This window comes from Streptomyces sp. NPDC002232 (genome assembly GCF_042890295.1).
Lineage (GTDB): Bacteria > Actinomycetota > Actinomycetes > Streptomycetales > Streptomycetaceae > Streptomyces.
On record NZ_JBIARV010000007.1, the window covers coordinates 352,296 to 372,200 of the forward strand.

18 protein-coding genes are annotated in these 19,905 nt (G+C 72.3%); 16 read left to right on the forward strand and 2 right to left on the reverse strand.

What is annotated here, in order from left to right:
* Window position 1 precedes the first annotated feature (1 nt).
* Complete coding sequence (gene nusB, locus ACFYXU_RS33320; RefSeq protein WP_189804389.1) at window positions 2–439, forward strand: transcription antitermination factor NusB; 438 nt, start codon at window positions 2–4, stop codon at window positions 437–439.
* 178 nt (window positions 440–617) lie between these two features.
* Here nusB and bldD read toward each other — a convergent pair whose 3' ends face one another.
* Window positions 618–1,118, reverse strand: coding sequence for a transcriptional regulator BldD (gene bldD, locus ACFYXU_RS33325; protein WP_017242229.1), 501 nt, complete (start codon window positions 1,116–1,118; stop codon window positions 618–620).
* 245 nt (window positions 1,119–1,363) lie between these two features.
* Between bldD and pyrR the strand changes: the two genes are divergently transcribed.
* From pyrR to ACFYXU_RS33395, 14 genes are all read left to right on the forward strand, one after another.
* On the forward strand, window positions 1,364–1,930 hold the full coding sequence (gene pyrR, locus ACFYXU_RS33330) for a bifunctional pyr operon transcriptional regulator/uracil phosphoribosyltransferase PyrR (protein ID WP_352021704.1): 567 nt from the start codon (window positions 1,364–1,366) through the stop codon (window positions 1,928–1,930).
* A gap of 84 nt (window positions 1,931–2,014) precedes the next feature.
* Window positions 2,015–2,995, forward strand: coding sequence for an aspartate carbamoyltransferase catalytic subunit (locus tag ACFYXU_RS33335; RefSeq protein ID WP_329850759.1), 981 nt, complete (start codon window positions 2,015–2,017; stop codon window positions 2,993–2,995).
* Between the two features lie 2 nt (window positions 2,996–2,997).
* Window positions 2,998–4,284: a dihydroorotase gene (locus ACFYXU_RS33340; protein WP_329850757.1), complete on the forward strand. Its 1,287-nt coding sequence runs from the start codon at window positions 2,998–3,000 to the stop codon at window positions 4,282–4,284.
* Window positions 4,281–4,862, forward strand: coding sequence for a hypothetical protein (locus ACFYXU_RS33345; protein ID WP_389461351.1), 582 nt, complete (start codon window positions 4,281–4,283; stop codon window positions 4,860–4,862). Before ACFYXU_RS33340 ends, ACFYXU_RS33345 begins: the two co-directional genes overlap by 4 nt.
* A complete protein-coding gene (carA, locus tag ACFYXU_RS33350; protein ID WP_376516252.1) occupies window positions 4,859–6,022 on the forward strand; it encodes a glutamine-hydrolyzing carbamoyl-phosphate synthase small subunit in 1,164 nt (387 codons plus the stop codon). Before ACFYXU_RS33345 ends, carA begins: the two co-directional genes overlap by 4 nt.
* Window positions 6,015–9,323, forward strand: a complete 3,309-nt coding sequence (gene carB / locus ACFYXU_RS33355) for a carbamoyl-phosphate synthase large subunit (protein WP_376516249.1) — start codon at window positions 6,015–6,017, stop codon at window positions 9,321–9,323. The genes carA and carB overlap by 8 nt, the downstream gene beginning before the upstream one ends.
* 77 nt (window positions 9,324–9,400) lie before the next feature.
* Window positions 9,401–10,510: a quinone-dependent dihydroorotate dehydrogenase gene (locus ACFYXU_RS33360; RefSeq protein WP_376516259.1), complete on the forward strand. Its 1,110-nt coding sequence runs from the start codon at window positions 9,401–9,403 to the stop codon at window positions 10,508–10,510.
* Window positions 10,507–11,343: an orotidine-5'-phosphate decarboxylase gene (gene pyrF, locus ACFYXU_RS33365; RefSeq protein WP_376516247.1), complete on the forward strand. Its 837-nt coding sequence runs from the start codon at window positions 10,507–10,509 to the stop codon at window positions 11,341–11,343. Before ACFYXU_RS33360 ends, pyrF begins: the two co-directional genes overlap by 4 nt.
* 296 nt (window positions 11,344–11,639) lie before the next feature.
* The gene (locus ACFYXU_RS33370; RefSeq protein WP_030204477.1) at window positions 11,640–11,963 is read left to right on the forward strand and encodes an integration host factor; all 324 of its coding nucleotides are present in this window, start codon (window positions 11,640–11,642) and stop codon (window positions 11,961–11,963) included.
* Window positions 11,964–12,035: 72 nt separating this feature from the next.
* On the forward strand, window positions 12,036–12,599 hold the full coding sequence (gene gmk / locus ACFYXU_RS33375) for a guanylate kinase (protein WP_361393814.1): 564 nt from the start codon (window positions 12,036–12,038) through the stop codon (window positions 12,597–12,599).
* A 28-nt stretch (window positions 12,600–12,627) separates the two neighbouring features.
* Entirely contained in the window at window positions 12,628–12,900 is a 273-nt protein-coding gene (gene rpoZ / locus ACFYXU_RS33380; RefSeq protein ID WP_046907460.1) for a DNA-directed RNA polymerase subunit omega, read from the forward strand.
* A gap of 108 nt (window positions 12,901–13,008) precedes the next feature.
* On the forward strand, window positions 13,009–14,220 hold the full coding sequence (coaBC, locus tag ACFYXU_RS33385) for a bifunctional phosphopantothenoylcysteine decarboxylase/phosphopantothenate--cysteine ligase CoaBC (RefSeq protein ID WP_389461355.1): 1,212 nt from the start codon (window positions 13,009–13,011) through the stop codon (window positions 14,218–14,220).
* A gap of 266 nt (window positions 14,221–14,486) precedes the next feature.
* Entirely contained in the window at window positions 14,487–15,695 is a 1,209-nt protein-coding gene (gene metK / locus ACFYXU_RS33390; RefSeq protein WP_389408710.1) for a methionine adenosyltransferase, read from the forward strand.
* A gap of 93 nt (window positions 15,696–15,788) precedes the next feature.
* Window positions 15,789–17,927: a primosomal protein N' gene (locus ACFYXU_RS33395; protein ID WP_389461357.1), complete on the forward strand. Its 2,139-nt coding sequence runs from the start codon at window positions 15,789–15,791 to the stop codon at window positions 17,925–17,927.
* A 196-nt stretch (window positions 17,928–18,123) separates the two neighbouring features.
* Here ACFYXU_RS33395 and ACFYXU_RS33400 read toward each other — a convergent pair whose 3' ends face one another.
* Window positions 18,124–18,645 carry a hypothetical protein gene (locus tag ACFYXU_RS33400; RefSeq protein WP_329850737.1) on the reverse strand — a complete coding sequence of 174 codons (522 nt, stop codon included), beginning with the start codon at window positions 18,643–18,645 and terminating at the stop codon, window positions 18,124–18,126.
* 282 nt (window positions 18,646–18,927) lie between these two features.
* On the opposite strand from ACFYXU_RS33400, the gene fmt reads away from it, so the two are divergent.
* Entirely contained in the window at window positions 18,928–19,860 is a 933-nt protein-coding gene (fmt, locus tag ACFYXU_RS33405) for a methionyl-tRNA formyltransferase (protein WP_329850736.1), read from the forward strand.
* The last annotated feature ends 45 nt before the right edge of the window (window positions 19,861–19,905 follow it).

The following is a 19,905-nucleotide window of genomic DNA, read 5'->3' on the forward strand; positions in this document are numbered from 1 at the left end:
CGTGGCCGCTCGGAGCAAGGCCCGCAAGCGCGCCTTCCAGATCCTCTTCGAGGCGGACCAGCGCGGTGCCTCCGTCCAGGAGGTTCTCGCGGACCAGATCCGGCACGCGCGGTCGGACGACCGCCAGCCGCCGGTGAACGACTTCACCATGCAGCTGGTCGAGGGATACGCGGCCCACGTGGCGCGGATCGACGAGCTCATCGCGACCTACGCGGTGGACTGGGACCTCGACCGGATGCCCGTCGCCGACCGGAACATCGTGCGCCTCGGCGCGTACGAGGTCATCTGGGAGGACGGCACGCCCGACGCGGTCGCCATCGACGAGGCGGTGCAGCTCGCCAAGGAGTTCTCCACCGACGAGTCCCCGACCTTCGTCAACGGTCTGCTGGCGCGCTTCAAGGACCTGAAGCCGCGCCTGCGCCGCGACGCGGACGTCTAGTCCCGTACGGCACACGCGAAGGGGCCCGCAGCACTCGGTGCTGCGGGCCCCTTCGCCTTCCCACCGCCGTGCCGGCCGGTCCGCGTCCGGCGCGGCGGCGGGCACGCGAAGGGCCCGTGGACGTCATGATGACGTCCACGGGCCCGGCGGTACGTTTCTGCTGCGCCCTCGCCGAGGGTCAGTTGTCCTCGTGGGCGACCGCGCGGCGCGCGTCCGCGTCCAGGACGCCCCAGCTGATCAGCTGCTCGGTGAGGACCGAGGGGGACTGGTCGTAGATGACGGCGAGCGTGCGCAGGTCGTCCTGACGGATCGACAGCACCTTGCCGTTGTAGTCGCCGCGCTGCGACTGGATCGTCGCCGCGTAGCGCTGGAGCGGGCCCGCCTTCTCCTGCGGGACGTGCGCGAGCCGCTCCAGGTCCAGGACCAGCTTCGGCGGCGGCTCGGCGGCCCCGCCCGGCGTCGTGCCCGGCAGGAGCTCCTGCACCGGCACCCCGTAGAAGTCGGCCAGCTCGGCAAGGCGCTGCACCGTCACCGCGCGGTCTCCGCGCTCGTACGAGCCGACCACGACGGCCTTCCAGCGGCCCTGGGACTTCTCCTCCACCCCGTGGAGGGAGAGACCCTGCTGGGTACGGATGGCGCGGAGTTTGGCCCCGAGCTGCTTTGCGTATTCGCTGGACATAACGCTCCCGGACGCTGTGACGACATGCGGCTGCGCCGCGCGGCTGGTAACTCACTGTGAGGTTACGCAGCGTTACACCTACCCGTCAAGCCGAATGGTCCGTACCGCCCCCTCCCGGGGGACGGCGCCCGGAGGGGCGTCAGGGGTGCGCGGGAAAGCCCCTCACACGCCTGGTAGAGTGAACGGCGCAAATCCGACGTCCTTTAAGAGCCGTCCCGTGAGGCGGAGAAGGAGGTCCGTTTTCCATGGACACTCAGCAGCAGTACGGCGACGACGCACGGCCCGTTCTCGAGGGCCCCGACATCGCGCGGGTCCTGACCCGCATCGCCCACGAGATCGTCGAGCGCGCCAAGGGCGCCGACGACGTGGTCCTCCTCGGCATTCCCACCCGCGGCGTCTTCCTCGCCCGCCGGCTCGCCGAGAAGCTCGAATCGATCACCGGCGCCAAGATCCCGGTCGGTTCCCTCGACATCACCATGTACCGGGACGACCTCCGGCTGAAGCCCGCCCGCGCCATCGGCCGCACCGAGATCCCCGGTGACGGCATCGACGGCCGCCTCGTCGTCCTCGTCGACGACGTGCTCTTCTCCGGCCGCACCATCCGCGCCGCCCTCGACGCCCTCGGCGACATCGGCCGCCCGCGCGCCGTCCAGCTCGCGGTCCTCGTCGACCGGGGCCACCGCGAGCTCCCGATCCGCGCCGACTACGTCGGCAAGAACCTCCCCACGTCGCTGCGGGAGACGGTCAAGGTCCAGCTCGCCGAGGAAGACGGTCGCGACACCGTCCTGCTCGGCTCCAAGCCCGCCTCCTGACCGGACCGGCTTCCCCCTGGGGCCGGGGCACATCCCTGTGCCCCCGCATGCCCTCACACCTCCCCACCACGGAGAGAAACCCCGATGATGCGTCACCTCATCTCGGCCGCCGACCTCACCCGCGACGACGCCGTACAGATCCTCGACACCGCCGAGGAGATGGCCCGGGTGGCCGACCGGCCCATCAAGAAGCTGCCGACCCTGCGCGGCCGGACCATCTGCAACCTCTTCTTCGAGGACTCCACCCGGACCCGGATCTCCTTCGAGGCCGCCGAGAAGCGCCTCTCCGCCGACGTGATCAACTTCGCCGCGAAGGGCTCCAGCGTCTCCAAGGGGGAGTCCCTCAAGGACACCGCGCAGACCCTGGAGGCCATGGGCGTCGACGCGGTCGTCATCCGGCACGGCGCCTCCGGCGCCCCCTTCCGGCTCGCCACCTCCGGCTGGATCGACGCCCCCGTCATCAACGCCGGCGACGGCACCCACCAGCACCCCACCCAGGCCCTCCTCGACGCCTTCACCATGCGCCGCCGCCTCGTCGGCCGCGACGCGGGCCTCGGCCAGGACCTCGCCGGCAAGCGCATCACCCTGGTGGGCGACGTCCTGCACAGCCGCGTCGCCCGCTCCAACGTCGACCTGCTCCACACCCTCGGCGCCGAGGTCACCCTGGTGGCCCCGCCCACCCTGGTCCCGGTCGGCGTCGAGACCTGGCCCTGCGACGTCTCGTACGACCTCGACGCCGTGCTGCCGAAGTCCGACGCCGTGATGATGCTGCGGGTGCAGCGCGAGCGCATGAACGCCGCCTTCTTCCCGACCGAGCGCGAGTACTCGCGGCGCTACGGCCTCGACGGCGAGCGGATGGCGAAGATGCCCGAGCACGCCATCGTCATGCACCCCGGCCCGATGGTCCGCGGCATGGAGATCACCGCCGAGGTCGCCGACTCCGACCGCTGCACCGTCATCGAGCAGGTCGCCAACGGCGTCTCCGTCCGGATGGCCGTCCTCTACCTGCTCCTGGGCGGCAACGAGTCCGCCGTCAGCCACACCCGTACCGAGGAGACCAAGTAACCATGAGCAAGACCCTTATCCGCGGTGCGCAGGTCCTCGGCGGCGACGTCCAGGACGTCCTCGTCGACGGCGAGACCATCGCCGAGGTCGGGACCGGACTCTCCGCCGAGGGCGCGACCGTGATCGAGGCCGAGGGCCAGATCCTGCTGCCCGGCCTGGTCGACCTCCACACCCACCTCCGTGAGCCCGGCCGCGAGGACTCCGAGACCGTCCTCACCGGCACCCGCGCCGCCGCATCCGGCGGCTACACCGCCGTCTTCGCCATGGCCAACACCCACCCCGTCGCCGACACCGCCGGCGTCGTCGAGCAGGTCTACCGCCTCGGCCAGGAGGCCGGGTACTGCGACGTCCAGCCCATCGGCGCCGTCACCGTCGGCCTGGAGGGCAAGAAGCTCGCCGAGCTCGGCGCCATGCACGACTCCGCCGCCGGCGTCACCGTCTTCTCCGACGACGGCAAGTGCGTCGACGACGCCGTGATCATGCGCCGCGCCCTGGAGTACGTGAAGGCCTTCGGCGGCGTCGTCGCCCAGCACGCCCAGGAGCCCCGCCTCACCGAGGGCGCCCAGATGAACGAGGGCATCGTCTCGGCGGAGCTGGGCCTCGGCGGCTGGCCCGCCGTCGCCGAGGAGTCGATCATCGCCCGCGATGTCCTCCTCGCCGAGCACGTCGGCTCCCGCGTCCACATCTGCCACCTCTCCACCGCCGGCTCCGTCGAGATCGTCCGCTGGGCCAAGTCCCGCGGCATCGACGTCACCGCCGAGGTCACCCCGCACCACCTCCTCCTCACGGACGAGCTGGTCCGCTCGTACAACCCGGTCTACAAGGTCAACCCGCCGCTGCGCACCGAGAAGGACGTCCTCGCCCTGCGCGAGGCGCTCGCCGACGGCACCATCGACATCGTCGCCACCGACCACGCGCCGCACCCGCACGAGGACAAGGACTGCGAGTGGGCCGCGGCGGCCATGGGCATGGTCGGCCTGGAGACCGCCCTCTCCGTCGTCCAGCAGACGATGGTCGAGACCGGTCTCCTCGACTGGGCCGGCGTCGCCGAGCGGATGTCCTTCGCCCCCGCCCGCATCGGCGCGGCCAAGGGCCACGGACGACCCGTCTCGGCAGGTGAGCCCGCGAACCTGACGCTGGTCGATCCGGCTTACCGTGGTGTCGTGGACCCCGCGGACTTCGCCTCCCGCAGCCGCAACACCCCCTACGAGGGCCGCGAGCTGCCGGGACGCGTCACCCACACCTTCCTGCGGGGCCGGGCAACGGTCGTGGACGGGAAGCTGGCGTGACACCACTCATCGCAATCGCCGCAGAGGCAGCCGAGCAGAAGTCGGCGGAGGTGACCGACTGGGCCGGACGGCTCGGCTGGGTCGCGGGACTGCTCCTCTTCGTCGCCTTCGTCTACTGGCTCATGCGCCAGGGATGGAAGTGGCGGGGCAGCCTCCAGTCGGACCTCCCCGAGCTGCCCGCCGCGCCGGAGACCACCGGTGAGGCGACACTGACCCTGAGCGGGCGCTACCACGGGTCCACGACCGCCGGGCAGTGGCTCGACCGGATCGTCGCCCACGGCCTCGGCACCCGCAGCCGCGTCGAGCTCACGCTCACCGACGCCGGGATCGAGGTCGTCCGCCCCGGGGCGAACGACTTCTTCGTCCCGGCCGAGGCCCTGCGCGAGGCCCGCCTCGACAAGGGCATCGCCGGCAAGGTCCTCACCGAGGGCGGTCTGCTGATCGTCACCTGGGCGCACGGCGACAAGCTGCTCGACTCCGGCTTCCGGTCCGACCGGGCGGCCGAGCACACCGCCTGGGTCGAGGCCATCAACTCCATGAACCACGCAACCACCACGACGGAAGGCATCGCACGATGACGACCTCCATCCAGGGAGTCGCCTCTCAGAGGCAGAAGGCCGCTCCCGCCGTACTCGTACTGGAGGACGGCCGCGCCTTCCGCGGCCGCGCCTACGGGGCCGTGGGGGAGACCTTCGGCGAGGCCGTGTTCTCCACCGGCATGACCGGCTACCAGGAGACGCTCACCGACCCGTCGTACCACCGCCAGGTCGTGGTCATGACCGCCCCGCACGTCGGCAACACCGGCGTCAACGACGAGGACCCCGAGTCCGGCCGCATCTGGGTCTCCGGCTACGTCGTCCGCGACCCCGCCCGCGTCTCCTCCAACTGGCGCGCGCAGCGCTCGCTGGACGAGGAGCTGCGGCGCCAGGGCGTCGTCGGCATCTCCGGCATCGACACCCGCGCCCTCACCCGCCACCTGCGCGAGCGCGGCGCCATGCGCGTCGGCATCTTCTCCGGCGAGGCCTGGGCGGGCGTCCGCGACGAGGCCCTGCTGGCCAAGGTCCAGGCGCAGCCGCAGATGAAGGGCGCCAACCTCTCCGCCGAGGTCGCCACCAAGGAGACGTACGTCGTCCCCGCGATCGGCGAGAAGAAGTTCACCGTCGCCGCCGTCGACCTCGGCATCAAGGGCATGACCCCGCACCGGATGGCCGAGCGCGGCATCGAGGTCCACGTCCTGCCCGCCACCGCCACCGCCGAGGACATCTACGCGGTGAACCCGGACGGCGTCTTCTTCTCCAACGGCCCGGGCGACCCGGCCACCGCCGACGGCCCCGTCGCCGTCATGCGGGCGGTCCTGGAGCGGAAGACCCCGCTCTTCGGCATCTGCTTCGGCAACCAGATCCTCGGGCGCGCCCTCGGCTTCGGCACCTACAAGCTGAAGTACGGCCACCGCGGCATCAACCAGCCGGTCCAGGACCGCACCACCGGCAAGGTCGAGGTCACCGCGCACAACCACGGCTTCGCCGTCGACGCGCCCCTCGACAAGGTCTCGGACACCCCCTACGGGCGCGCCGAGGTCTCCCACGTCTGCCTGAACGACCAGGTCGTCGAAGGCCTCCAGCTGCTCGACCAGCCGGCCTTCTCCGTCCAGTACCACCCCGAGGCGGCCGCGGGCCCGCACGACGCCGCGTACCTCTTCGACCGCTTCGTATCCCTCATGGAGGCCGAGCGTGCCTAAGCGCACCGATATCCAGTCCGTCCTGGTCATCGGCTCCGGCCCGATCGTCATCGGCCAGGCCGCAGAGTTCGACTACTCCGGCACCCAGGCCTGCCGCATCCTCAAGGCCGAGGGCCTGCGGGTGATCCTGGTCAACTCCAACCCGGCCACGATCATGACCGACCCGGAGATCGCCGACGCCACGTACGTCGAGCCGATCACCCCCGAGTTCGTCGAGAAGATCATCGCCAAGGAGCGCCCCGACGCCCTCCTGCCCACCCTGGGCGGCCAGACCGCGCTCAACACCGCGATCTCCATGCACGAGCAGGGCGTCCTGGAGAAGTACGGCGTCGAGCTCATCGGCGCCAACGTCGAGGCCATCAACAAGGGCGAGGACCGCGACCTCTTCAAGGGCGTCGTCGAGGCCGTCAAGGCCAAGATCGGTTACGGCGAGTCCGCCGCCTCGGTGATCTGCCACTCCATGGAGGACGTCCTCGCGGGCGTCGAGACGCTCGGCGGCTACCCCGTCGTCGTCCGCCCCTCCTTCACCATGGGCGGCGCCGGCTCCGGCTTCGCCCACGACGAGGACGAGCTGCGCCGCATCGCCGGCCAGGGCCTCACGCTCTCCCCGACCACCGAGGTGCTCCTGGAGGAGTCCATCCTCGGCTGGAAGGAGTACGAGCTGGAGCTCATGCGCGACAAGAACGACAACGTCGTGGTCGTCTGCTCCATCGAGAACTTCGACCCGATGGGCGTCCACACCGGTGACTCGATCACCGTCGCCCCGGCGATGACGCTCACCGACCGCGAGTACCAGCGCCTGCGCGACATCGGCATCGCGATCATCCGCGAGGTCGGCGTCGACACCGGCGGCTGCAACATCCAGTTCGCCGTCAACCCGGACGACGGCCGGATCATCGTCATCGAGATGAACCCGCGCGTCTCCCGCTCCTCGGCGCTCGCCTCCAAGGCGACCGGCTTCCCGATCGCCAAGATCGCGGCCCGCCTCGCCGTCGGCTACACGCTGGACGAGATCCCGAACGACATCACGGAGAAGACCCCGGCGTCCTTCGAGCCCACGCTCGACTACGTCGTCGTCAAGGCCCCGCGCTTCGCCTTCGAGAAGTTCCCGCAGGCCGACTCCACCCTCACCACCACCATGAAGTCGGTCGGCGAGGCCATGGCCATCGGCCGCAACTTCACCGAGGCCCTCCAGAAGGCCCTGCGCTCCCTGGAGAAGAAGGGCTCGCAGTTCACCTTCGTCGGCGAGCCCGGCGACAAGGCCGAGCTGCTCCGCGAGTCGGTCCGCCCCACCGACGGCCGCATCAACACCGTCATGCAGGCCATCCGCGCCGGCGCCACCCCGCAGGAGATCTTCGACGCCTCGAAGATCGACCCGTGGTTCGTCGACCAGCTCTTCCTGATCAAGGAGATCGCCGACGAGCTGGCCGCCGCCGAGAAGCTCCACCCCGAGCTGCTCGCCGAGGCCAAGCGCCACGGCTTCTCCGACGCCCAGATCGCCGAGATCCGCGGCCTGCGCGAGGACGTCGTCCGCGAGGTCCGGCACGCCCTCGGCGTCCGCCCGGTCTACAAGACGGTCGACACCTGCGCCGCCGAGTTCGCCGCCAAGACCCCGTACTTCTACTCCTCGTACGACGAGGAGAGCGAGGTCGCCCCGCGCGAGAAGCCCGCGGTGATCATCCTGGGCTCCGGCCCGAACCGCATCGGCCAGGGCATCGAGTTCGACTACTCCTGCGTCCACGCCTCCTTCGCCCTGAGCGACGCCGGCTACGAGACCGTGATGGTCAACTGCAACCCCGAGACCGTCTCGACGGACTACGACACCTCCGACCGCCTGTACTTCGAGCCGCTGACGCTCGAGGACGTGCTGGAGATCGTCCACGCCGAGACCCTCGCCGGCCCCGTCGCCGGTGTCGTCGTCCAGCTCGGCGGCCAGACCCCGCTGGGCCTGTCGCAGGCGCTCAAGGACAACGGCGTGCCGGTCGTCGGCACCTCGCCGGAGGCCATCCACGCCGCCGAGGACCGCGGCGCCTTCGGCCAGGTCCTCGCCGAGGCCGGGCTCCCCGCGCCGAAGCACGGCACCGCGACCACCTTCGCCGGTGCCAAGGCCATCGCCGACGAGATCGGCTACCCCGTCCTCGTACGCCCCTCGTACGTGCTCGGCGGCCGCGGCATGGAGATCGTCTACGACGAGACCCGCCTGGAGTCGTACATCGCCGAGTCCACCGAGATCAGCCCCACCCGGCCGGTCCTGGTCGACCGCTTCCTCGACGACGCCATCGAGATCGACGTCGACGCGCTCTACGACGGCGAGGAGCTCTACCTCGGCGGCGTCATGGAGCACATCGAGGAGGCCGGCATCCACTCCGGCGACTCGGCGTGCGCCCTGCCCCCGATCACCCTCGGCGGCTTCGACATCAAGCGCCTGCGCGCCTCCACCGAGGCCATCGCCAAGGGCGTCGGCGTCCGCGGCCTGATCAACATCCAGTTCGCCATGGCCGGTGACATCCTCTACGTCCTGGAGGCCAACCCGCGCGCGTCCCGGACCGTCCCCTTCACCTCGAAGGCGACCGCCGTGCCGCTCGCGAAGGCCGCCGCCCGCATCTCGCTGGGCGCCACCATCGCCGAGCTGCGCACCGAGGGCCTGCTCCCGAAGACCGGCGACGGCGGCACCCTGCCGCTCGACGCGCCGATCTCCGTCAAGGAGGCCGTCATGCCGTGGTCGCGCTTCCGCGACGTGCACGGCCGCGGCGTCGACACCGTCCTCGGCCCGGAGATGCGCTCCACCGGCGAGGTCATGGGCATCGACGCGGTCTTCGGCACGGCCTACGCCAAGTCGCAGGCCGGCGCCTACGGCCCGCTGCCCACCAAGGGCCGCGCGTTCATCTCCGTCGCCAACCGCGACAAGCGCTCGATGATCTTCCCGGCCCGCGAGCTCGTCGCCCACGGCTTCGAGCTGCTCGCCACCTCCGGCACCGCCGAGGTCCTCAAGCGCAACGGCCTCAACGCCACGGTCGTGCGCAAGCTCAGCGAGGGCGAGGGCCCGAACGGCGAGAAGACCATCGTCCAGCTCATCCACGACGGCCAGGTCGACCTGATCGTCAACACCCCGTACGGCACCGGCGGCCGCCTCGACGGCTACGAGATCCGTACGGCCGCGGTGGCGCGCAGCGTCCCCTGCCTCACCACGGTCCAGGCGCTCGCCGCGGCCGTCCAGGGCATCGAGGCGCTCGGCCACGGCGAGGTGGGCGTCCGCTCGCTCCAGGAGCACGCGGAGCACCTGATCGCGGCCCGCGACTAGCAGCCCGTACGAGGAGGGGGACACCGGCAGGACCTGCGGTGTCCCCCTCGTCATGAGCACACTTGGACGACAGACCCATGTACAAGTTCTTCTTCCACCTGGTCTTCAAGCGCATGGACCCCGAGGAGGCCCACCACCTGGCCTTCCGCTGGATCCGGCTCGCCGCGCGGATCCCGGTCCTGCGCACCTTCGTCGCGGCCGTCCTCGCCCCCCGGTACGCGGAGCTGCGCACCGAGGCCCTGGGCCTGCGCATGCACGGCCCCTTCGGCCTCGCCGCCGGTTTCGACAAGAACGCGGTCGCCATCGACGGCATGTCGATGCTCGGCTTCGACCACGTCGAGATCGGCACCGTCACCGGTGAGGCCCAGCCCGGCAACCCCAAGAAGCGGCTCTTCCGGCTGGTCCCGGACCGCGCCCTGATCAACCGCATGGGCTTCAACAACGAGGGCTCCGCCGCCGTCGCCGCCCGCCTGGCCGCCCGCCGTGCGGTCTTCCGGACGACCGTCGGCGTCAACATCGGCAAGACCAAGGTCGTGCCCGAGGCCGAGGCCGCCGCCGACTACGTGAAGTCCACCGAGCGCCTCGCCGCGCACGCCGACTACCTCGTCGTCAACGTCTCCTCCCCGAACACCCCCGGCCTCCGCAACCTCCAGGCCACCGAGTCCCTGCGCCCGCTCCTCACGGCCGTCCGCGAGGCCGCCGACCGCACGGTCACCGACCGCCGCGTCCCCCTCCTGGTCAAGATCGCCCCCGACCTGGCCGACGAGGACGTCGACGCGGTCGCCGACCTCGCCCTGGAGCTGGGCCTCGACGGCATCATCGCGACGAACACCACCATCGCGCGCGAGGGCCTTGGCCTGAAGTCCGACCCGGCGCTGATCAAGGAGACCGGCGGTCTGTCCGGCGCCCCCGTCAAGGAGCGCTCCCTGGCCGTCCTGCGCCGCCTCCACGCGCGCGTGGGCGACCGCCTGGTCCTGGTCGGCGTCGGCGGCATCGAGAACGCCGAGGACGCCTGGCAGCGCATCCTCGCCGGCGCCACCCTGGTCCAGGGCTACAGCGCTTTCATCTACGAGGGTCCGTTCTACGCCCGCGGGATCCACAAGGGCCTGGCCGCGCGCCTCGCGGCCTCCCCGTACGCCACCCTCGCCGAGGCCGTCGGCGCCGACAACCGAAAGGCCACCCCGTGACCCTCCCCTTCGGCACCCGCCTGCGCTCGGCCATGGACGAGCGCGGCCCGCTCTGCGTCGGCATCGACCCGCACGCCGCCCTGCTGGACTCCTGGGGCCTGGCCGACGACATCGCCGGCCTGGAGCGCTTCACCTTCACCGTCGTCGAGGCCCTCGCCGGGACGGTCGCGGTCTTCAAGCCGCAGTCCGCCTTCTTCGAGCGCTTCGGCTCGCGCGGCATCGCCGTCCTGGAGCGCGCCACGGCGGACCTGCGCGCGGCGGGCGGCCTGGTCGTCATGGACGCCAAGCGCGGCGACATCGGCTCCACGATGGCGGCGTACGCGGAGACCTTCCTGCACAAGGACTCCCCGCTCTTCTCCGACGCGCTGACCGTCTCCCCGTACCTCGGCTACGGCGCCCTGAAGCCGGCCGTCGACCTGGCGAGGGAGTCCGGGGCCGGCCTCTTCGTGCTGGCCCTCACCTCCAACCCGGAGGGCGCCGAGGTCCAGCGGGCGGTCCGCGAGGACGGCCGCACCATCGGCGCGACCATGCTCGCGCACCTCGCCGAGGAGAACGCGGGAGAGACCCCCATGGGCTCGTTCGGCGCGGTCGTCGGCGCCACCCTCGGCGACCTGTCCTCCTTCGACCTGGACATCAACGGGCCGCTCCTCGCCCCCGGCATCGGCGCCCAGGGCGCGACCCCCGCCGACCTCCCGGCCGTCTTCGGCGCGGCGGTCGGCAACGTCGTCCCGAACGTCAGCCGGGGCGTCCTGCGGCACGGCCCCGACGTGGCCGCCCTGCGGGACTCGGCTCACCGGTACGCGGACGAGATCCGCGCGGCCGTCGCCCGCTGACGGGTCTCCCGGACAATCCGCAGGTCGGAGGCGGCGGGGTCGGTCGATGGTGAGCCGTCTCACCACTTGACGAAATCTTGGCTCAAAACCGGGTCTTTATGCCGGAAAAGTCCTGGTCGGTCGATGCTGACCAGGACTTTTCCGCTGTTCTCGCTGACTGGAGCGGCATCGGCCGCTAGTCTCCGGGGCAGAGCAGGCGTTCAACGGCCACTCCGTTGCGCGTTGCTCCACTGGTGTGGGGCTCAGGTTCCTCACCGGTCCGTATCCGACAGATCGACATCCGAGGTGACGTAGGCGTGGCTCTTCCGCCCCTTACCCCTGAACAGCGCGCAGCCGCGCTCGAGAAGGCCGCCGCGGCTCGCCGGGAGCGGGCCGAGGTCAAGAATCGACTCAAGCACTCCGGCGCCTCCCTCCACGAGGTCATCAAGACGGGCCAGGAGAACGACGTCATCGGCAAGATGAAGGTCTCCGCGCTCCTTGAGTCCCTGCCCGGCGTCGGCAAGGTCCGTGCCAAGCAGATCATGGAGCGGCTCGGCATCTCCGAGAGCCGCCGCGTGCGCGGTCTCGGCTCCAACCAGATCGCTTCCCTGGAGCGCGAGTTCGGCAGCACCGGCGCCTGATCGGCGGCCGGACCGGCCACCGATCCGGGGCACGCGTCCCGGGCATGCCGGTAAAGCTGGAATAATCGCTGCATGGCAGCAGAGGTACGTCCGCGGCTGACCGTGCTCTCCGGCCCCTCCGGGGTCGGCAAGAGCACGGTCGTCGCTCATATGCGCAAGGTCCACCCCGAGGTCTGGCTCTCGGTGTCGGCGACGACACGGAAGCCCCGCCCCGGCGAGAAGCACGGCGTCCACTACTTCTTCGTCACGGACGACGAGTTCGACAAGCTGATCGCCAACGGTGAGCTCCTCGAGTGGGCCGAGTTCGCGGGCAACCGCTACGGCACCCCGCGCACCGCCGTCCTGGAGCGGCTGGACTCCGGAGAGCCCGTGCTCCTGGAGATCGACCTCCAGGGCGCCCGCCAGGTGAAGGACTCCATGCCGGAGTCCCAGCTGGTCTTCCTGGCCCCGCCGAGCTGGGAGGAGCTGGTCCGCCGGCTCACCGGCCGGGGCACCGAGTCGCCCGAGGTCATCGAGCGGCGTCTCCAGGCCGCCAAGGTCGAACTGGCCGCCGAGTCGGAGTTCGACACCACCCTCGTCAACACCTCCGTCGAGGACGTCGCACGCGAGCTGCTAACGTTGATGAACGTTGTCTGATCTTTTTTCCATCTTCGGAAGGTAGAGCGTGTCCTCTTCCATCACCGCGCCCGAGGGCATCATCAACCCGCCGATCGACGAGCTGCTCGAGGCCACGGACTCGAAGTACAGCCTCGTGATCTACGCGGCCAAGCGCGCGCGTCAGATCAACGCGTACTACTCCCAGCTCGGCGAGGGCCTGCTGGAGTACGTGGGTCCGCTGGTCGACACCCACGTCCACGAGAAGCCGCTCTCGATCGCCCTGCGCGAGATCAACGCGGGTCTACTGACGTCCGAGAAGATCGCGGACCCCGCGCAGTAGAGCACCCCACGTTGTAACGCTTGTCACCACAGGCCCGGCGGAACATCCGCCGGGCCTGTGGTGTCTCATGGAGTCGTACGCATCCGAGCGCGGGGAGTCGTGGAAGTCGTGTCCGAGCCGAAGGTCGTCCTGGGCGTGAGCGGCGGCATCGCCGCCTACAAGGCGTGCGAGCTGCTCCGCCGGCTCACCGAGTCGGGCCACGACGTGCGCGTCGTCCCCACCGACTCCGCACTGCACTTCGTCGGCGCCGCGACCTGGTCCGCGCTCTCCGGGAACCCCGTCTCCACCGAGGTGTGGGACTCCGTCCACGAGGTCCCGCACGTGCGGATCGGCCAGGCCGCCGACCTCGTCGTCGTCGCCCCCGCCACCGCCGACATGCTGGCCAAGGCCGCCCACGGCCTCGCCGACGACCTGCTCACCAACACGCTCCTCACCGCGCGCTGTCCGGTGGTCTTCGCCCCCGCCATGCACACCGAGATGTGGGAGCACCCGGCGACCCAGGAGAACGTGGCCACCCTGCGCCGCCGCGGCGCCGTCGTCATCGAGCCCGCCGTCGGCCGCCTCACCGGCGTCGACACCGGCAAGGGCCGCTTCCCGGACCCGACCGAGATCTTCGAGGTCTGCCGCCGGATCCTGGCCCGCGGCCACGCGGCCCCCGACCTCGCCGGTCGGTACGTCGTCGTCAGCGCCGGAGGCACCCGCGAGCCCCTCGACCCCGTCCGCTACCTCGGCAACCGCTCCTCCGGCAAGCAGGGATACGCCCTCGCCAGGGCCGCCGCCGCGCGCGGAGCCCGGGTCACCCTCGTCGAGGCGAACACCGGGATCGCGGACCCGGCGGGGGTCGACGTGGTCCACGTCGGCACCGCCGTGCAGCTGCGCGAGGCGGTGCTGAAGGCCGCCGCCGACGCCGACGCGGTCGTGATGGCCGCCGCCGTCGCCGACTTCCGCCCCGCCGTCTACGCCCCCGGCAAGATCAAGAAGAAGGACGACGGGGGTGCGCCCACCGTCGAGCTCGTGCGCAATCCCGACATCCTCGCCGAGCTGGCCGCCGACCGCGCCCTGCCCGGCCAGGTCGTCGTCGGCTTCGCCGCCGAGACCGACGACGTCCTCGCCAACGGGCGGGCGAAGCTCCGCCGGAAGGGCTGCGACCTCCTCGTCGTCAACGAGGTGGGGGAGCGCAAGACCTTCGGCTCCGAGGAGAACGAGGCCGTCGTGCTCGCCTCCGACGGCGCCGAGACCCCGGTGCCGTACGGGCCCAAGGAAGCGCTCGCCGAGACGGTCTGGGACCTGGTCCTGCCGCGGCTGCGGCCCACGACCTGACGCATCAGAGCCGCCCGGGACGGTGGCGTGATCCTGCTGACCGGCGACGCGAAACGCCGCCTCGGAAGTGATTTGCGCCCCACCCGAGTGGGCAGCTCTGCCTTGCCGAAGGCCGGATCCCGCTGTCCACTGGCATTCGCCAGGCGAGACACCTGGTCCATTGTCCGACCACGACCGATAGACTGTTCGTGGAACGTCGCGGGGCGCAGCCCCCTGCCGGTCCGCGTCACGAGTAGCCAGCAGCCGCTGCAACCCCAGGGAGCGTTGTGTCCCGTCGTCTGTTCACCTCGGAGTCCGTCACCGAGGGCCACCCCGACAAGATCGCTGACCAGATCAGCGACACCATTCTCGACGCCCTGCTGCGCGAGGACCCCACCTCGCGCGTCGCCGTCGAGACGCTGATCACCACCGGCCTGGTGCACGTCGCCGGTGAGGTCACCACGAAGGCGTGGGCGGACATCCCCACCCTCGTCCGGAACAAGATCCTCGAGATCGGTTACGACTCCTCGAAGAAGGGCTTCGACGGCGCCTCCTGCGGCGTGTCGGTGTCCATCGGATCCCAGTCCCCGGACATCGCCCAGGGTGTGGACACCGCGTACGAGTCCCGGGTCGAGGGCGATGAGGACGAGCTCGACAAGCAGGGCGCCGGCGACCAGGGCCTGATGTTCGGCTACGCGTCGGACGAGACGCCCGAGCTGATGCCGCTGCCGATCCACCTCGCGCACCGCCTCTCCCGCCGCCTCACCGAGGTCCGCAAGAACGGGACCATCCCGTACCTGCGCCCCGACGGCAAGACCCAGGTCACCATCGAGTACGACGGCGACAAGGCCGTCCGCCTCGACACGGTCGTCGTCTCCTCGCAGCACGCCTCGGACATCGACCTCGAGTCGCTGCTCGCGCCCGACATCCGCGAGTTCGTCGTCGAGCACGTGCTGAAGCAGCTCGTCGAGGACGGCATCAAGCTCGACACCGACGGCTACCGCCTGCTCGTGAACCCGACCGGGCGCTTCGAGATCGGCGGCCCGATGGGCGACGCCGGCCTCACCGGCCGCAAGATCATCATCGACACCTACGGCGGCATGGCCCGTCACGGCGGCGGCGCCTTCTCCGGCAAGGACCCGTCCAAGGTCGACCGCTCGGCCGCCTACGCCATGCGCTGGGTCGCCAAGAACGTCGTCGCCGCCGGCCTCGCCGCGCGCTGCGAGGTCCAGGTCGCCTACGCGATCGGCAAGGCCGAGCCCGTCGGCCTCTTCGTCGAGACCTTCGGCACGAACACCGTCGAGAACGAGAAGATCGAGAACGCCATCGGCGAGGTCTTCGACCTCCGCCCGGCCGCGATCATCCGCGACCTCGACCTGCTCCGCCCGATCTACTCCCAGACCGCCGCCTACGGCCACTTCGGCCGCGAGCTGCCGGACTTCACCTGGGAGCGCACCGACCGCGTGGACGCCCTGAAGCAGGCCGCCGGCCTGTAGTCCCGGGCCTGAGGCGGAGGAGCCCGGTACCCCGTGGGGGTGCCGGGCTCCCGTCATGTCCGGCTGTCGGTGGGGTCTGGTAGGTATGGGGCTGTGAGCAGCGAGGACGAGAAGCCCGACGAGCCCGGCGAGCCCGAGCAGCTCGCGCTCATCCGGGAGACCGTACGGAGCGCGAAGGTGCCGCGGGCCAAGCCGCGCACCTGGCGCGGCGCCGCGCTGGCCAAGGAGCTGCCGGTCGCGCGCGTCGTCGTGAACAAGGGGGCCCTCCACCTCGACCAGTTCTTCGACTACGCGGTCCCCGAGGAGCTCGACGAGGCCGCACGGCCCGGGGTCCGGGTCCGGGTGCGGTTCGGGGCGGGCGCCCACCAGGTGCGGGGCGGCCGGCGGGAGGGCGGCCGGCTCATCGACGGGTTCCTCGTCGAGCGGCGCGCCGAGTCCGACTACGCGGGGCCGCTCGCCGCCCTCGCCGACGTGGTCTCGCCGGAACCGGTGCTCGGGCCCGAGCTGCTCGGGCTGGCCCGGGCCGTCGCCGACCGGTACGCCGGGAGCCTCGCCGACGTCCTCCAGCTCGCCGTCCCCCCGCGCAACGCGACCGCCGAGCGCAAGCCCTCCCCGGCGCCCCTGCCGCCTCCCGCCGCGCCGGAGCCCGGCAGCTGGACGCGGTACGACCGCGGACCCGCCTTCCTGGACTCCCTCGCGCGCGGCGGGGCACCCCGCGCCGTGTGGAACGCGCTGCCGGGGCCGTACTGGGCCGAGGAGATCGCCCGCGCCGTCGCCGCCGCCCTCGCCTCCGGACGCGGCGCGCTCGTCGTCGTCCCCGACGGGCGGGCCGTCGGCCGGGTCGACGCGGCCCTGACCGAGGTCCTGGGAGCCGGACGGCACGCGGTGCTCACCGCCGAGGCCGGCCCCGAGAAGCGGTACGCGCAGTGGCTGGCCGTGCGGCGCGGTGCCGTGAAGGCCGTCGTCGGCACCCGGGCCGCGATGTTCGCGCCTGTGCGCGACCTCGGTCTCACCGTCGTCTGGGACGACGGCGACGGCAGCCACAGCGAGCCGCACGCCCCCCAGCCGCACGCCCGCGAGGTCCTGCTGCTGCGCGCCGCCCACGACCGCTGCGCCTTCCTCCTCGGCTCCACCGGCTGCACCGTCGAGGCCGCGCAGCTCGTCGAGTCGGGCTGGGCCCAGGCGCTGGGCGCCGGACGCGAGCAGGTCCGCAGGGCCGCCCCGCTGATCCGGACGGTCGGTGACGGCGAGCTCGCCCGCGACGAGGCCGCGCGCGCCGCCCGGCTGCCCTCCCTGGCCTGGCAGACCGTACGGGAGGGACTGAAGACCGGTCCCGTGCTCGTCCAGGTCCCCCGCCGGGGATACGTGCCGAGGCTGGCCTGCGAGCGCTGCCGCACCCCCGCCCGCTGCCGGCACTGCGCCGGGCCCCTGGAGGCCCCCGAGCAGCAGGAGCTGCGGTGCGGCTGGTGCGGCCGGGGCGCCCCCGACTGGCACTGCGTGGAGTGCGGCTCGACCCGGCTGCGCGCGCAGGTGGTCGGTGCCCGGCGGACCGCGGAGGAGCTCGGCCGGGCGTTCCCCGCCGTGCCCGTACGGACCTCCGGCCGCGACCACGTCCTGGACAGCGTGCCCGGGCGCCCCGCGCTCGTCGTCTCCACCCCCGGCGCCGAACCCGTCGCCGAGGGCGGCTACGCGGCCGCGCTGCTCCTCGACGGCTGGGCCCTGCTCGGCAGGCCCGACCTGCGGGCGGGGGAGGAGGCGCTGCGCCGCTGGATCGACGCGGCCTCGCTGGTCCGGGGCCAGGCCGAGGGCGGCACCGTCGTCGTGGTCGCCGAACCGACCCTGCGCCCGGTCCAGGCGCTCGTCCGCTGGGACCCGGTCGGGCACGCCCGGCGGGAGCTCGCCGAGCGCGCCGAGCTGGGCTTCCCGCCGGTCTCCCGGATGGCCGCCGTCACCGGGCCGCCCGAAGCCGTCGAGAGCTTCCTCGCCGGGGCCGGGCTCCCCGCCGACGCCGAGGTCCTCGGGCCCGTCCCGGTGCCCGTCGTCCGCCCCGGCGGGCCGCGCAGACCGGGCGACCCGCCGCCGGGCGAGCAGTGGGAGCGGGCGCTGGTCCGGGTGCCGCCGGGCAGCGGCGCGGCCCTGGCGGCCGCGCTGAAGCAGGCCCGCGCGGGGCGGCTCGCGCGCGGCGGCGGGGATCCGGTGCGGATCAGGGTGGACCCGCCGGACATCGGCTGACGGGACCGCCTGCCCTCGGCGCTGTCTCCTGCCGCCGGAGACATCGGCTGACGCGGCCGCCCGCCCTCGGCGCTGTCTCCCGCCGCCGGACCGTCAGGGCCTCCGGATCCTCCGGACACAGGCCTTCCGGCTTCCGGCATGCCACGGCCGCCCGGCCCCGGGAGGGGAGGGCGGCCGTCGCGGGTCGTCCCGTGGGTCAGCCGTTGCGCGGGCCGGGGAAGGCCGGCGGACGGGGGTCCTCGCGGAGGGTGGCGCTGCCCGACGTGGGCTGCGGCGGCATCGAACGGGCCGCGGGGACCGTGGGGAGCGTCCGGGTCACGCCCGGCTCCACCACGTGGTCCTGGTCCACGGCCGCCGTGCCCGGCTGGGGCGCGCGCCGCGCGCCGTAGCGGCGGTGGACGGCCTGCTTGGTGACCCCGAGCGCGGAACCCACCGCGTCCCAGGAGAAGCCGAGCGAGCGGTCGAAGTCGACCGCCGCGGTCACCAGGGTCTCGACACTGTCCCGCAGCTCCTGGGCGAGACGTACGGTCGGGGCGGGCGCGCGCCCGTAGACGACGAAGCCCGTCGACGGGCCGGAGCGACGAGGGCGGTAGACGTTGCCCAGCTGGGCCGTGAGCGTGCGCAGTGCGTCCACCTGTCGCCGGACCCTCTCGATGTCCCGCACCAACAGATGCAGACTTGCCCGGGCTTGGGCGTCGTGGGTTGCGTGGTCGGCCATGTGAAAGCCTCTCGAACCGGCGTGTAAGGGGGCGGGCCGCCGAGGGGGGAACAGCGGCCCGATTCGGTCAATCTCTCTTGACCAACGCGTCACCGGGAGTTGGGTCACGCTGCGGGGGCGTACACGCATATGCGCGGGGCGCTCGCCCTCCCGTACGCCCCCTTCGCCCCAGGCCCCGCGACCTGTCGGGGCCGCCCTCCGGGCGACGACGGGACGGGGACGGCACGCCCTAGACTGGTGCGCTGCCCACAACGCCCCCGGAGAGACAGGCAGTCGCCACCCATGAAGCTCGTCTTCGCAGGCACCCCCGAGGTCGCCGTTCCCGCCCTGGACGCCCTGCTCGCCTCCGGGCGGCACGAGGTGGCCGCCGTCGTCACCCGGCCGGACGCCCCGGCGGGCCGCGGCCGGCGGCTCGTCGCCAGCCCGGTGGCCCAGCGGGCGGAGGAGGCCGGGATCGAGGTCCTGAAGCCGGCCAGGCCCCGCGACGAGGACTTCCTCGCCCGGCTGCGGGAGATCGCGCCGGACTGCTGCCCGGTCGTCGCGTACGGAGCGCTGCTGCCCAAGGTCGCCCTCGACGTCCCCGCCCGCGGCTGGGTCAACCTGCACTTCTCGCTGCTGCCCGCCTGGCGCGGCGCGGCGCCCGTGCAGCACTCCCTGATGGCCGGCGACCAGGTCACCGGCGCCTCCACCTTCCTCATCGAGGAGGGCCTCGACTCCGGCCCGGTCTACGGCGTCGTGACCGAGGACGTCCGCCCGACCGACACCAGCGGCGACCTGCTCACCCGGCTCGCCTTCGCCGGCGCCGGGCTGCTCGCCGCGACCATGGACGGCATCGAGGACGGCACGCTCCAGGCCGTCCCGCAGCCCGTCGAGGGCATCACGCTCGCCCCGAAGATCCAGGTCGAGGACGCCCACGTCGACTTCGCCGCCCCCGCGCTGCGCGTGGACCGGGTGGTCCGCGGCTGCACCCCGGCCCCCGGCGCCTGGACGGTCTTCCGCGGCGAGCGCCTCAAGCTCATCCAGGTCGCCCCGCTCCCTGACCGCACCGACCTCGCCCCGGGCGAGCTCGCGGTGGCCAAGAACAACGTGTACGCGGGCACCGGCTCGTACGCCGTGGAACTGCTCTGGGTCCAGCCCCAGGGCAAGAAGCCGATGAAGGCCGCCGACTGGGCCCGTGGCGTCCGCATCGCGCCGGGCGAGCGGCTGGGGGCGTAGGGCGCGGGCCGCTCCGCGGGCGACGTAGGCTGAGGGGGTTCGACC